Origin of the sequence: Leisingera coralii, from assembly GCF_049056525.1 — a bacterium.
Lineage (GTDB): Bacteria > Pseudomonadota > Alphaproteobacteria > Rhodobacterales > Rhodobacteraceae > Leisingera > Leisingera coralii.
The window spans coordinates 271,196-284,645 of sequence record NZ_JBHUPT010000002.1 but is presented as its reverse complement, the minus strand read 5'-3'; the positions used below and the strand labels follow the sequence as shown (position 1 = coordinate 284,645).

The 13,450-nt window shown below is 62.6% G+C and carries 10 protein-coding genes; 2 read left to right on the top strand and 8 right to left on the bottom strand.

Annotated elements, in window-relative coordinates:
* Nucleotides 1-117 precede the first annotated feature (117 nt).
* Nucleotides 118-1,557, bottom strand: coding sequence for an aldehyde dehydrogenase family protein (locus tag ACFMBG_RS01900; protein ID WP_421053031.1), 1,440 nt, complete (start codon nt 1,555-1,557; stop codon nt 118-120).
* Between the two features lie 316 nt (nt 1,558-1,873).
* Between ACFMBG_RS01900 and ACFMBG_RS01895 the strand changes: the two genes are divergently transcribed.
* Together ACFMBG_RS01895 and ACFMBG_RS01890 are read left to right on the top strand one after the other, a co-directional pair.
* Nucleotides 1,874-2,524: a peroxiredoxin gene (locus ACFMBG_RS01895; RefSeq protein ID WP_421053030.1), complete on the top strand. Its 651-nt coding sequence runs from the start codon at nt 1,874-1,876 to the stop codon at nt 2,522-2,524.
* Nucleotides 2,525-2,651: 127 nt separating this feature from the next.
* On the top strand, nt 2,652-4,079 hold the full coding sequence (locus tag ACFMBG_RS01890; protein ID WP_421053029.1) for a mannose-1-phosphate guanylyltransferase/mannose-6-phosphate isomerase: 1,428 nt from the start codon (nt 2,652-2,654) through the stop codon (nt 4,077-4,079).
* On the opposite strand, the gene ACFMBG_RS01885 is transcribed toward ACFMBG_RS01890, so the two are convergent.
* From ACFMBG_RS01885 to purH, 7 genes are all read right to left on the bottom strand, one after another.
* The gene (locus ACFMBG_RS01885; protein WP_421053028.1) at nt 4,055-5,350 is read right to left on the bottom strand and encodes a glycosyltransferase family 4 protein; all 1,296 of its coding nucleotides are present in this window, start codon (nt 5,348-5,350) and stop codon (nt 4,055-4,057) included. The two genes, ACFMBG_RS01890 and ACFMBG_RS01885, sit on opposite strands and share 25 nt — an antisense overlap.
* Nucleotides 5,351-5,548: 198 nt before the next feature.
* Complete coding sequence (gene pnp / locus ACFMBG_RS01880) at nt 5,549-7,684, bottom strand: polyribonucleotide nucleotidyltransferase (protein ID WP_421053027.1); 2,136 nt, start codon at nt 7,682-7,684, stop codon at nt 5,549-5,551.
* 257 nt (nt 7,685-7,941) lie between these two features.
* On the bottom strand, nt 7,942-9,261 hold the full coding sequence (locus ACFMBG_RS01875) for a M16 family metallopeptidase (RefSeq protein ID WP_421053026.1): 1,320 nt from the start codon (nt 9,259-9,261) through the stop codon (nt 7,942-7,944).
* On the bottom strand, nt 9,258-10,601 hold the full coding sequence (locus ACFMBG_RS01870; protein ID WP_421053025.1) for a M16 family metallopeptidase: 1,344 nt from the start codon (nt 10,599-10,601) through the stop codon (nt 9,258-9,260). The genes ACFMBG_RS01875 and ACFMBG_RS01870 overlap by 4 nt, the downstream gene beginning before the upstream one ends.
* A 166-nt stretch (nt 10,602-10,767) precedes the next feature.
* Nucleotides 10,768-11,289 carry a DUF3035 domain-containing protein gene (locus ACFMBG_RS01865; RefSeq protein ID WP_421053024.1) on the bottom strand — a complete coding sequence of 174 codons (522 nt, stop codon included), beginning with the start codon at nt 11,287-11,289 and terminating at the stop codon, nt 10,768-10,770.
* A 55-nt stretch (nt 11,290-11,344) separates the two neighbouring features.
* Nucleotides 11,345-11,827, bottom strand: coding sequence for a signal peptidase II (gene lspA / locus ACFMBG_RS01860; RefSeq protein WP_421053023.1), 483 nt, complete (start codon nt 11,825-11,827; stop codon nt 11,345-11,347).
* A 15-nt stretch (nt 11,828-11,842) separates the two neighbouring features.
* Complete coding sequence (gene purH / locus ACFMBG_RS01855) at nt 11,843-13,432, bottom strand: bifunctional phosphoribosylaminoimidazolecarboxamide formyltransferase/IMP cyclohydrolase (RefSeq protein WP_421053022.1); 1,590 nt, start codon at nt 13,430-13,432, stop codon at nt 11,843-11,845.
* Nucleotides 13,433-13,450 lie beyond the last annotated feature (18 nt).

Here is a 13,450-nt window from a genome sequence, read left to right as displayed (position 1 = left end):
GGGCTGCCCGGCGCTGCCGGGGGGCAGCAGGCGCGGGAGGACACTCGCCCGGGACGGCGCCAGCAAAGAAAAAAGCCGCCCCGAAAGGCGGCTTCTTCCAATCTCAGGGCTTAAGGCTTACTCAGCCGCCCAGCCGCCAACGGCTTTCACTTCCAGGAAATCCTCGATCCCCCATTTGCCGCCCTCACGGCCCTGGCCGGACTGTTTCATGCCGCCAAAGGGCGAGCCGGCCGAGCGCGACTTGCCGTTCATCTCCACCATGCCGGAGCGCAGCGCGCGGGCCATGCGGTTGGCACGGGCGCCATCCTGGGTCTGCACATAATTGGTGAGGCCGTAAGGCGTGTCATTGGCGATCTTGATCGCCTCCTCTTCGGTCTCAAATGGCAGAATTGCCAGCACCGGGCCAAAGATCTCTTCGCGCGCGATGGTCATCTGGTTGTTCACATCGGCAAAGACCGTGGGCTTTACGTAGTAACCCTTGTTCAGCCCGTCCGGACGCCCGGTGCCGCCCGCCACCAGTTTGGCGCCTTCGTCGATGCCCTTCTGGATCAGGTCCTGGATCTTGTTCCACTGCAGCTCATTCACCACCGGGCCGATGTGACGGCCTTCCTGATCGGCGGGACCAACCTCGACCTTGGCGGCCACTTCCGCAGCCTCGGACACCACGCGGTCATAGATGCTCTTCTGCACCAGCATCCGGCTGGGCGCGTTGCAGCTCTGGCCTGTGTTCTGCATCATGTGCAGCACGCCGCGCTTCACCGCCTTTTCGTCGGCGTCTTCAAAGATCACATTGGCGCCTTTGCCGCCCAGCTCCAGATGCACTTTTTTCAGTGTCAGAGCCGCATTCTGCGAAATCGCGATGCCTGCGCGGGTGGAGCCGGTGAAGGACACCATGTCCACATCCGGGTGCCCGGTCAGCTGCGCGCCAACGCCCATGCCGTCGCCGTTCACCAGGTTGAAAACACCTGCCGGGAAGCCGGCCTCATCCATCAGCTCGGCAAAGATCATCGCGTTCAGCGGGCTTTGCTCGGACGGCTTCAGCACCATGGTGCAGCCGGCAACCGCCGCCGCGCCCACCTTGAGCGTGATCTGGTTCATCGGCCAGTTCCACGGCGTGATCAGCGCGCAAACGCCAACTGGCTCGTGGATAATCCGGTCGTTCGGAGCGTTGTCGTTCAGCGGCGCGTCGAACTTGAACTCCTTTGCCGCAGCGATGAAGTTGCGCAGGTGCCAGCTGCCGGCACCGACTTGCGAGGTGCGCGACAGGTTGATCGGCGCACCCATCTCCATCGACATCGCCTGGGCCAGATCCTCGGCCCGGGATTCATAGATGTCGATCAGCTTTTCCACCAGCGCGATGCGCTCTTCCACCGGGGTGGCCATCCAGCCCGGGAAGGCAGCCTTGGCCGCCGCGACCGCAGCGTTGGTGTCAGCCTCGGAGCCCAGCGAGATCACTGCACAGGGTTCCTCGGTCGAGGGGTTGATCACCTCGAAGTCGTTCGGCTCAGCAGGGGACACCCACTGGCCATTGATGTAAAAGTCGCGTTTCTCGATCATGCGGGATCTCCCAATTCAGACGTTCTCTCCCAACCGTCTGGCCGGTTTGGCGGCCACTCTGTCACCAGGCCAGCAGGGGGGCAAGAGGCTTTGGCCGCATAATTTGATCAAATTACGGGCGGTGCTGTCAACGCCCCTCACTCGGCGCCTGCAAATCCTTGCCAGACAAGGATGTTGGAGAATTCTCGTGGCATCCCGGGCCAAGGGCTGTAACGTAACGGCGGAGCCCCCAGGTTGTACCTGAGGCGACTCGGGCTGCCTGACGGCAGCCGGACATAACAATCAGACACGACACCCTGACAAGGAGGACAATGCCATGGGTTTGCGCATTAACGACGTGGTTCCGGATTTTACCGCTGAAACCGACCAGGGCACGATCAACTTCCATGACTGGATCGGCGACAGCTGGGCGATTCTGTTTTCGCACCCCAAGGACTTCACCCCGGTCTGCACCACCGAGTTCTCCGTGGTGGCCCAGCTGAATGACGAATGGGCCAAGCGGAACACCAAGGTGATCGGCGTCTCCGTCGACAGCGCCGAGGATCACCGCAAGTGGAAGAAGGACATCGAGGAATACGGCAAGGCCAACCCCGGCTTCCCGATTATCGCGGACGACGGCCTGGCGGTCTCCAAGGCGTTCGACATGCTGCCGGCCGAAGCCTATCTGCCTGATGGCCGCACTCCGGCGGACAGCGCCACCGTGCGTTCCGTCTTCATCATCGGCCCGGACAAGCAGCTGAAGCTGAACATGACCTACCCGATGACCGTGGGCCGCAACTTTGCCGAAATCCTGCGGGCGCTGGACGGGCTGCAGATGACCGCCAAGGGCGTCGCCACCCCCGCCAACTGGGTGCCGGGCGAGGACGTCATCATCCCGCCGAGCGTCTCGGACGAAGAGGCCACTGCGAAATTCGGCGAGTACGAAACCATCTTCCCCTACCTGCGCAAGGTGAAGGCGCCTGAGTAACTTCAGGTGCAAGTCCCGGGACGGCATTGCAAACTGGCTGTGCCGTCCCCAATCCGGCGAGCAGCTTTGAGCGTTTGTCTTCGGCGTTCCATTCGCATATAGCGCTTGCAAAATACAGGAGGTCCGAATGCAGATCACTCCAGTCTTGATGTGCGGCGGCTCGGGAACGCGGCTGTGGCCATTGTCGCGGGAATCCTATCCCAAGCAGTTCACGTCCCTGAAAGGCGGCAATACCCTGTTTCAGGAGAGCGTCGGGCGGTTGTCGGGCGAAGGGTTTGCGGCACCGATCGTGGTGACCAATTCGGATTTCCGGTTCATCGTGACCGAACAACTGCTGGGTGCTGGCATCGACCCCGGTGCCATTCTGATCGAACCGTCCCGGCGCAATACCGCGCCTGCCGTTCTGGCTGCGGCCTTGCACGCTTTTGCGGAGGATCCAGATACACTGCTGATCGTGGCCCCTTCGGATCATGTGATCCCGGACGCAGATGCCTTCCGCGCCGCAATTCTGGCGGGGACGGAGCGGGCGCAGGCAGGCGACATCGTCACCTTCGGCATTGTTCCGACGCACCCGGAAACCGGCTACGGCTATCTCCAGCTGGACGGAGAAGCCGAGCCCGGGAAGCCGGCACCGCTGAGCCGCTTTGTCGAGAAACCCGACGCCGCTGCAGCCGCCAAGATGCTGGCCGCCGGCAACTACCTTTGGAATGCAGGCATCTTCCTGTTCTCCGCACGCACGGTGATTGCCGCTTTTGAGCAGCACGCAGCGCATCTGGTCGCGCCGGTCCGCAAATCTGTCGAAAACGCCAAGGCCGATCTGGGCTTCCTGCGCCTGGATCCGGAAGCCTGGTCCGCGGCGGAGGACATCTCGATCGACTATGCGATCATGGAAAAGGCTGCGAACATCTGTTCCGTGCCGTTCGAAGGCAAATGGTCGGACCTCGGGGATTGGAACGCCGTCTGGGCGGAGAGCAGCCCGGATTCGGACGGTGTCGCCACCAACGGCAACGCAGCGGCAATTGACTGCAAGGATGTTCTGCTGCGCTCAGAGGCCGATGGCCAGCAGATTGTCGGCCTGGGGCTGGAGGGCATTGTGGCCATTGCCATGCCCGACGCTGTTCTGGTCGCCGACAAGTCGCGGACGCAGGACGTCAAAAAGGCCGTCGAGCTGCTGAAATCACAGCAGGCGCCGCAGGCGGTGAAGTTCCCGCGCGACCACCGCCCGTGGGGCTATTTCGACAGCCTGGCAACAGGGCGGCGGTTCCAGGTCAAACGGATCGTTGTCAAACCCGGCGCGTCGCTGTCGCTGCAAAGCCATTTCCACCGCTCAGAGCACTGGATCGTGGTGCAGGGCACCGCTCGGGTGACCATCGACGACACCCAGCAGCTGGTCGGGGAAAACCAGTCTGTCTATATCCCGCTGGGTGCCGTTCACCGGATGGAAAACCCCGGCAAGATGGACATGGTGCTGATCGAGGTTCAGACCGGATCATACCTCGGCGAGGATGACATCATCCGCTACGAGGATGTTTACGCCCGCAGCGAAACCGACTGAGCGCGGGCCGGCTCGGAATTGGCGGCGACATTGGCCAGCAAGTCCTGGCCAAAGTCGCGCCACGTGCGCAGCTGATCGCGGTTCGCCGCGATCTTTGCCCGCCACTCGGCGGCAAAGGCTTCGTCCTGCATCAGACGCTGAATGTGCCCGGCAAGGGTCTCGGGGTCATCAACCCCAAAATACAGTCCCAGGTCGCCGCAGACTTCGTGCATCACCGGAATGTCCGCGCAAACCGCCGGGACTCCCGCCCACAGCGCCTCGCCGGCGGGCAGGCCCCAGCCTTCGATGCGGGACGGCAGGATTACACCTTGAGAGGCCTCGTACAGCCGCACCAGGTCGTTCTGGTTCGGGGTATCCAGCTGCAGCACATGCGGCTTGACCAGCGCCATTTCTTCCTTGTCGAGGTAGTCCATGGTGCGGTGGCGGCGTTTGCCGGCCAGAACCAGCAGCGGCGGCGTCTCGCCCCGCTTAGCGATCAGGTTCATCGCATTCAGAACCACATCCAGGTTCTTGCGGCCCAGCATCGTGCCGACCATCAGGAAATAGGGGCGCTCAGGGATGTCCACCGACTGCTCCTCATCTCCGGCGCGCAGTTCATGCACCAGCGGCGCCACCGAGGTGCGCTTGAGCTCCGGCAGAATGCCTTGGCTGGCAAAATCCTTGGCGTCGTCGATGGTGAACTGCGAGTTGCCGATCACATGGTCAGCGTGCTCCAGCAGCCACTGGTTGTCGCCCAGGAATGAACTGGAAAAATCAGGGGCACCGCCGCGTTTGAAATCATGCAGCGGGATCATGTCGTGAATCAGCACGTGAATTTCCACGTCCAGCTTTTTCAGGTGCTTGATCGGGTGAATGATCAGCTTGGGCCGCCCGCAGCTCACCCAGGCGCCGCCATCCAGGTTGACGATCGGGTTGTCAGCACCGCTCAGCGCCCAGCGGGACCGCTCGATCAGGTCCACAACACCGAACACAAAGGGGGCGACGTAGTGCAGGGCCTTCTTTTTCTTGCGATTGTGAATCCGGCGCATGAAGAACGGCTTGCCGGAATTGGGCACATTCAGGTCGATCCCGCCTTCGGCAGAATCGTCATACTTCGGGAATACCTCAAAAAACGCGTCATGCCCTTGGGAATACGCAACAAACCGGGTGCCGTTATCGGCCCGGAAAGCCTCTTTGGCGCCTTCCGCGACAACCTTGGCAATGCCGTAGTAGGTCTTAAACCCGTGGGACAGATACAGCAGCTCGGTCAAATCGTAAAAGAGCGGACGCATGGGATCTCCAGCTGAGTTTTTTGAGTAGCCCGGGAATTGCTTTTGTATGACGTCAGCACAAGCGGAGCAGCGCAAAACCGGGAGGCGCAGTGCGTTGAGTGCTGAGCCCGGGCACCTGCCGCCTGGGGCAGCGGGGCCGGACAGGGGAGGCGGGTCCCGGCCTTGCAGCCGGGACCCGTCCGGAAACTGTTTCGGGCCTTAGCCTTCGGCAGCTTCCTCTTTCTTGATTTCTTCGCCGGTTTCCTGATCGACGACTTTCATCGACAGGCGGACCTTGCCGCGGTCGTCAAAGCCCAGCAGCTTGACCTTCACTTCCTGGCCTTCCTTCAGAACGTCCGACGGATGATTCAGGCGGCGGTTTTCGATCTGGGAGACGTGCACCAGGCCATCACGCTTGCCGAAGAAGTTCACGAAGGCGCCGAAGTCGACGATCTTCACGACCTTACCGGTGTAGATCTGGCCTTCTTCCGGCTCTGCCACGATCGAATAGGTCATGTCATAGGCCTTCTGAATGGCGTCGCCGTTCGGGCTGGCGATCTTGATCACGCCATCGTCGTTGATGTCGACCTTGGCGCCGGACACTTCGACGATCTCGCGGATCACCTTGCCGCCGGAACCGATCACTTCACGGATCTTGTCGGTCGGGATCTGCATGGTCTCAATGCGCGGGGCGTGGACCGAGAACTCGTTGGTCTCGGACAGGGCCTTGCCCATCTCGTTCAGGATGTGCAGACGGCCGTCCTTGGCCTGGGCCAGGGCTTTCTCCATGATTTCCGGAGTGATGCCGGCAACCTTGATGTCCATCTGCAGCGAGGTGATGCCGTTCTCGGTACCTGCCACCTTGAAGTCCATGTCGCCCAGGTGGTCTTCGTCACCCAGGATGTCGGTCAGCACCGCGTAGGAGCCGTCGTCTTCCAGGATCAGACCCATCGCAACACCGGCAACCGGTGCCTTCAGCGGCACGCCTGCGTCCATCATCGACAGCGAGCCGCCGCAGACGGAAGCCATCGAGGAGGAACCGTTGGATTCGGTGATCTCCGACACCACGCGGATGGTATAGGGGAAGTCGGTTGGTGCCGGCAGAACCGCCTGCAGCGCACGCCATGCCAGCTTGCCGTGGCCGATTTCGCGGCGGCCCGGGGAGCCGACACGGCCCACTTCACCAACCGAGTACGGCGGGAAGTTGTAGTGCAGCAGGAAGTTGGATTTGAAGTTACCGTGCAGCGCGTCGATAAACTGCTCATCGTCGCCGGTGCCCAGCGTGGTCACGACCAGGCCCTGGGTCTCGCCGCGGGTGAACAGGGCGGAACCGTGGGTGCGCGGCAGCAGGCCGGTTTCGGCCACGATCTGGCGCACGGTAGTGGTGTCACGGCCGTCGATGCGCTTGCCGCCCTTCACCACGTCGCCGCGCAGGATGCCGGCTTCGAGCTTCTTCATGGCAGAGCCGAGGTTGGCGTCTTCCAGCTGCTCTTCGGTCAGGGCTGCCTTGATGGTCTCACGGGCAGCGGCAACAGCGGCGGTGCGCTCCTGCTTGTCGGTGATCGCGAATGCAGCGCGCATCTCGGTCTCGCCGGCAGCCTTCACGGCTTCATACAGCTCGGAGTAATCCGGCGCCTGGAAGTCGAAAGGCTCGTTGGCGGCTTCTTCGGCCAGCGAGATGATCAGGTCGATCACCGGCTGGATCTGCTCATGCGCAAAATTCACCGCGCCCAGCATCTCGGCTTCGGTCAGCTCGTAAGCTTCCGATTCCACCATCATCACGGCGTTCTTGGTGCCGGCCACAACCAGGTCCAGGCGCTGCTCGGGGTTGAGGCGCAGGTCCTGCATGTCGTCGACAGTCGGGTTCAGCACGTATTCGCCGTCAACGAAGCCAACGCGGGCACCGGCGATCGGGCCCATGAAGGGCGCGCCGGAGATGGTCAGCGCAGCGGAGGCCGCGATCATTGCAACGATGTCCGGGTCGTTGACCAGGTCGTGGCTCAGCACGGTGCACATCACCAGAACTTCGTTCTTGAAGCCGGGGACGAACAGCGGGCGGATCGGACGGTCGATCAGACGCGCGGTCAGGGTTTCTTTTTCGGTCGGGCGCGCTTCGCGCTTGAAGAAGCCGCCGGGCACCTTGCCCGCAGCATAGTATTTTTCCTGGTAGTGCACGGTCAGCGGGAAGAAGTCCTGGCCGGGCTTCTGCTGACGGGCAAAGGTCACGTTGGCCATGACCGAGGTCTCGCCCAGGGTGGCAATCACGGAGCCATCCGCCTGGCGGGCAACCTTGCCGGTTTCCAGTGTGAGCGTTTCCTCGCCCCACTGCATCGATTTTTTCGAAACGTTAAACATCTAGCGTATCCTAATTGGGAGCACTCCCGGCCCTCCGGGTCTCCCGTTTGCGTGGCGGCCCCATTGCCGCCGGCCCCACCTATCTTTCTTTCGCGTGCCGGGGCCTGGGCACATCGTCTCAGATAAGCCCGCCCATACATGAGTTTGCCGCAAATTGAAAGGGAAAGCAGTGGAGGCCGCCGCCATGGGCGGCAGCGCGCCCGCGGCCGCGGCCTTGCAAAGAATCCGGGCGGCAACGCGTGCCGCCCGGTAAAATATCAGTTGGTGGTTTCCAGGCCCTCGGGACGGCCGGCAATGACGAAATGCAGCCCGTCGGGGTCCATGAACTCTGCCGCAAAGCTGTTCACGTCGTCCAGGGTAACGGCGTTAATCCGGTCGTTGCGGGTTTCCACGTAGCTGATCGGCAGGTTGTCCATCTGCATCCCTGCCAGAATCGAGGCAATGCGGCTGTTGCCGTCGAACCGCAGCGGGTAGGCGCCGGTCAGATAAGTCTGGGCGTCCTTCAGTTCCTTTTCCGTCACCCCCTCTTCGGCCATGCGGCGCCACTCATTGCGGATCACGTCGACCGCCTCGGCCATCTTTCCGTTGGCAGAGGCCACGGAGCCCATATAGACCGCCGCCAGATCGCGCGGCACCAGGTAGGAATAAACCCCATAGGTCAGCCCGCGCTTTTCCCGCACCTCGGTCATCAGCCGGGTTTCAAACGATCCGCCGCCCAGGATCTGGTTCATCACATAGGCCGTGAAGAAATCCGGGTCCTCGCGTTTGATGCCCTTCTGACCAAACAGGGCAACCGACTGCGGAGTATCGAAATCCACCACGGTGACGCCGCCCTCGATTGTGACTTCGGCCGGGCCGGGGATCGGCGCGCCCTCTGCGGGCAGTTCGCCCAGCAGATCATCCAGAAGCGTGCCCAGCTCCTCGGCAGTAATGTCGCCGACAGCACTGACATAGAGCCTGTCACGGGCAAAGACCGCCTCGTATGCGTCAAAGATGTCCTGCCGGCTGAGCGCGGCGACGGTTTCCAGCGTGCCCTTGCCATCGCTGCCATAGGGGTGATCGCCAAATGCCATCCTGGAGAACGCCTCACCGGCGATGTTGTTGGGGTTCTTCGCGTCGGAGCGCAAACCCGCCAGCACCTGCGCCCGCACCCGGTCCAGTGCATCCTGGTCGAAACGCGGCTCGAACAGGGTCTGACGCAGCAGCGCCATTGCCTCCTCCCGGTTTTCGGTCAGAAAGCGGGCGGAAATGGATACGGAATCCTTATCCGCATCATAGGAAAACTCTGCTGCCAGTGATTCCAGCGCCCGCGCGTAATCTTGGGCGCGCAGATCGCCGGAGCCTTCCTCCAGCAGCCCGGTCATCAGATAGACCGCACCGCGCTTGCCCGGCGCATCCAATGAGGTGCCGCCGCGAAAGCGCAGCTCGAGCGCAGAGAACGGAATCGCGTGATCTTCCACCAGCCAGGCCTTGATGCCGCCAGGAGAAGTGACTTCCTCGATCTTGATCCCGGCCCAAGCAGGCAGCGCCAGGAAACAGGCCAGCAGCGCCGCGGCGATGTATTTCAGCGGAGTCATTGGGTTACCTCTTCGTCGCGCATCATCCAGCCTGTGACAGAGGATTCCGGACGCAGAACCTCATTGGCGGCGGCGATGATCTCATCCGCCGTGACCGATTGCAGGATCTTCGGCCAGTCCTGCACATCCTGCACCGTCAGCCCGATGCTCAGCGCCTGGCCATAGCGGTTGGCTATGCCGTTCACGTTGTCGCGGTCATAGATCTCCGCCGCACGCAGCTGCAGCTTGATCCGCTCCAGCTGAGCTTCGTCCACGCCCTCTTCCAGGAAGCGTGTAATGGTGGCATCCAGCGCCGCCTCGGCGTCCTCCATGCCGACACCCTCGGCCGGAACAATCAGGAAGGTAAAGGACGTGTCGTCCAATGTGCTGCCAGAATAGAAGGCACCGGTGTATACCGCGACCTGCTGGTCGAATTGCAGCGCATTGGCGAGGTAGGACGTGTTACCGCCCCCCAAAAGCTCCGCCAGCAAGTACAGCGCCGCGGCCTTCTGCTGGGCGCCGCTGTCGCGCTCGGGTGCCAGGTAGGAACGCTGCACATAGGGCTGCGCGACGCGCGGATCCTTGAAGGTGAGCCGCCGTTCGGCAGTTTGCGGCGGCTCCTGGCTGCGGAAGCGTTCCGGCAAATCCGGGTTGGCCGGGATCACGCCATAATACGTCTCGGCAAGCGCCTTCACCTCCGCCGGCTGGACATCGCCGGAGACCACCAGAATGGCATTATTGGGCGCGTAATAGGTCTGATAGAAGGACAGCGCGTCCTCCATATCCAGGCTTTCCATCTCATGCCGCCAGCCGATCACCGGCTGGCCGTAACGATGGTTGAGGTATTGAACCGCCTGCAGCTGCTCGCGGAACAGCGCCACGGGATCGTTGTCAGTGCGCTGGTTGCGTTCTTCCAGGATCACCTCGCGCTCAGTGACGATATCCTCCTCGCTGAGGCGGAGGTTGGTCATCCGGTCGCTTTCCATCTGCATCATCAGCTCCAGCCTGTCGGCGGCGACGCGCTGGAAATAGGCGGTGTAGTCATAGCTGGTAAAGGCGTTGTCCTGGCCGCCGTTGGCGCGCACCGTGGCGGACAGCTCGCCGGGGGCGAGCTTGTCGGTGCCTTTGAACAGCAGATGCTCCAGGAAGTGGGCGACACCGGACTGGCCCGGCGGCTCATCGGCGGAGCCGGCCCGGTACCAGACCATTTGCTGCACCACCGGCGCCCGGCGGTCTTCGATCACGACAACGTCCATGCCATTGTCCAGGGTGAACGCGGTCACCGCCTCGTCCCCGGCCCGCAAGGGACCGGACAAGGCAGCACACAGCGCTGCGGCGGCCAATGTGATCCTGTGGATCATCTGGCATCCTCCAATTTCTGCGCCCCTGCCCTTGCCCGGCAGGATGCGGTTACTGCTCTTTTGTTCATTGCAGCCACAATTCGCGGCTCATTGCCAGCAGAAAGGCTGCTGTCAACCTACGCGGCTGCTGGCGTCTTGCAAGACTGGCTGGCAGAAAAGTGAGTGCTCAGGACTCGTCTTCTGGCGGCGAGGACGGCGTGGCCGCGCCTGCCTTGCGGAACTGGTCGCTGACCGCAAAGGGGTCGATGCTCTGCTTGCGGTACAGCTGCTCGTAACGGTCCACCGGCACGATCTTGATCCGGCCCAGATGGCGGTTGCGGTGACGGAAATTTGCGTCTTCCTCCGCCAGCGTTTCCCGCACACCGGGCTCAACGCCATAGCGGCTGGATGCGGTAACAAGCGCCGCATCGCCAGACGGCACACCGCTGCCCGCCACCAGCGCGCCCGGCTTGCCGCCCAGGGCAGCCACGGCTTCGGCCTGCGGATTGACATCCGTCAGGTTGCTGCCGCCCGGGGTCGGAACCGGCAGGCTGCTGTAGTTTTCCGGTGTGCTCAGCGGCTTGGTAGGCAGGACCAGAAATTCATCCGGGCCGGTGCCCGGTTTCTGAAGGACGCGCAGCCCCTTCTGCGCACAGCCGGACATTGCCACCGCGCCAGTCAGAACGATCACTGCGAACGGGATCTTCATTGCCCCAAACTCCTGCCTGTTTCCTGGCGCTTTTACCGCATTTGCCTGCCAAGGTCTACGCAGGCTTTTTGCGCCGCCCGTCAAAGAAGATCAGCCCTGCAGCGCCGGCAAAAATGAAGATGTCGGCGACGTTGAACACGAACGGATTCTGGATACCGCAGCAGGACGTGTTGAGGAAATCCAGCACATATCCGTACAGCAGGCGGTCCGCGACATTGCCCAGCGCACCGCCGATCACCATCCCGGCGGACAGCTGCATGCCCCAGGACTTGTCCTGGCCGCGGCTGATCCACACCGCCAGCGCGACACAGATCGCCGCCGACAGCCCGATCAAAATCCAGCGCGCGGCTTCATCGCCGCCGCCGAACAGGCCGAAATTGATGCCTGTGTTCTCGCCGTAGCGAAAGTTCAGGAATGGCGGCAGCACGTCGATCCGGTGGCGCTGGTCCAGCCCCATCCAGTGGATCACCAGGTATTTGCTGGCCTGATCCGCCAGGAACGAGAGGGCTGCGCCCCAGATCATCCAACGTGCTGCCATGTCTTGCTGCCTTGCTTAGTGGCGGAAGTGGCGCATGCCGGTAAAGACCATGGCCAGCCCCTTGTCATTGGCCGCCTTGATCACCTCGTCATCGCGCATCGAGCCGCCCGGCTGGATCACGCAGGCACCGCCCGCAGCCGCCGCCTCCAGCAGACCGTCCGGGAAGGGGAAGAACGCATCCGAAGCCACGGCGCAGCCCTTGGCCAGACTTTCCGCCAGGCCCAGTTCGGCCGCCATGCGGCCCGCCTTGGCGGCAGCGACATTGGCACTGTCCAGACGGCTCATCTGACCGGCGCCGACACCGACTGTGGCGTTGTCCTTCACATAGACGATGGCGTTGGATTTCACGTGCTTGGCGACTTTCCAGGCGAACAGCAGGTCCTGCATCTGAGCGTCGGACGGCGCCTTTTCGGTCACCACCTTCAGGTTCTCCATGCCGACGTAGCCCACGTCCTTGTCCTGCACCAGCATACCGCCGGCCACCTGCTTGTAAGCCACGATGGGCTTGCGCGGATCCGGCAGGCCGTCAGTCAGCAGCAGGCGCAGGTTCTTCTTGGCGGCAAAGATCTCCTTGGCCTCCTCCGACGCACCCGGCGCGATCACCACCTCGGTGAAGATCTCGGTGATCTTGGTTGCGGTTTCCGCGTCCAGCGGCTGGTTCAACGCCACGATGCCACCAAAGGCAGAGGTGCGGTCGCAGTCGAACGCCTTCTGGTAGGCCTCGGCCAGGGTTGCCCCCTTGGCCACGCCGCAGGGGTTGGCGTGCTTGATGATCGCCACCGCGGGGCTGTCGGCCGGGTCGAATTCCGCCACCAGCTCATAGGCCGCGTCGGTGTCGTTGATGTTGTTGTAGCTCAGTTCCTTGCCCTGCAGCTGCACAGCAGTGGCAACACCAGGACGGTTCGAGCCATCGGTGTAGAAGGCCGCCTTCTGGTGGCTGTTCTCGCCATAACGCAGGGTCTGCTTCAATTCGCCGGCAAAGGCGCGGCGCTTGGGGGCTTCCAGTTCCAGCTCACCGGCCAGCCAGTTGGAGACCGCCGCGTCATAAGCCGCGGTGCGGGCATAGGCCTTTTGCGCCAGCTTGCGGCGGAAGCGCGGGCAGGTTGCGCCGTCGTGCTGATCCATGTCGCCCAGCAGCTTTTCGTAGTCCTCGACATCCACAACCACGTTGACGAAGGCGTGGTTCTTGGCCGCCGCACGGATCATCGCCGGGCCGCCGATGTCGATGTTCTCGATGCAGGTATCGTAATCCGCGCCTTTGGCCACGGTGGCCTCAAACGGGTAGAGGTTCACCACCAGCAGGTCGATGGCGCCAATGCCATGCTCGTTCATTGCAGCAACATGGGTATCATTGTCGCGCAGCGCCAGCAGGCCGCCATGCACCATCGGGTGCAAGGTCTTGACGCGGCCGTCCATCATTTCCGGAAAACCTGTCACTTCGGAGACGTCTTTCACAGTCAGCCCGGCATCGCGCAGCGCCTTGGCAGAGCCGCCGGTGGACAGCAATTCGACACCGCGCGCCTCCAGCGCCTTGCCCAGCTCAATCAGGCCGGTCTTGTCGGATACGGAAAGCAGCGCACGGCGTACGGGGTGAAGGTCGGTCATGGCAGGGCGGTCCTTTTC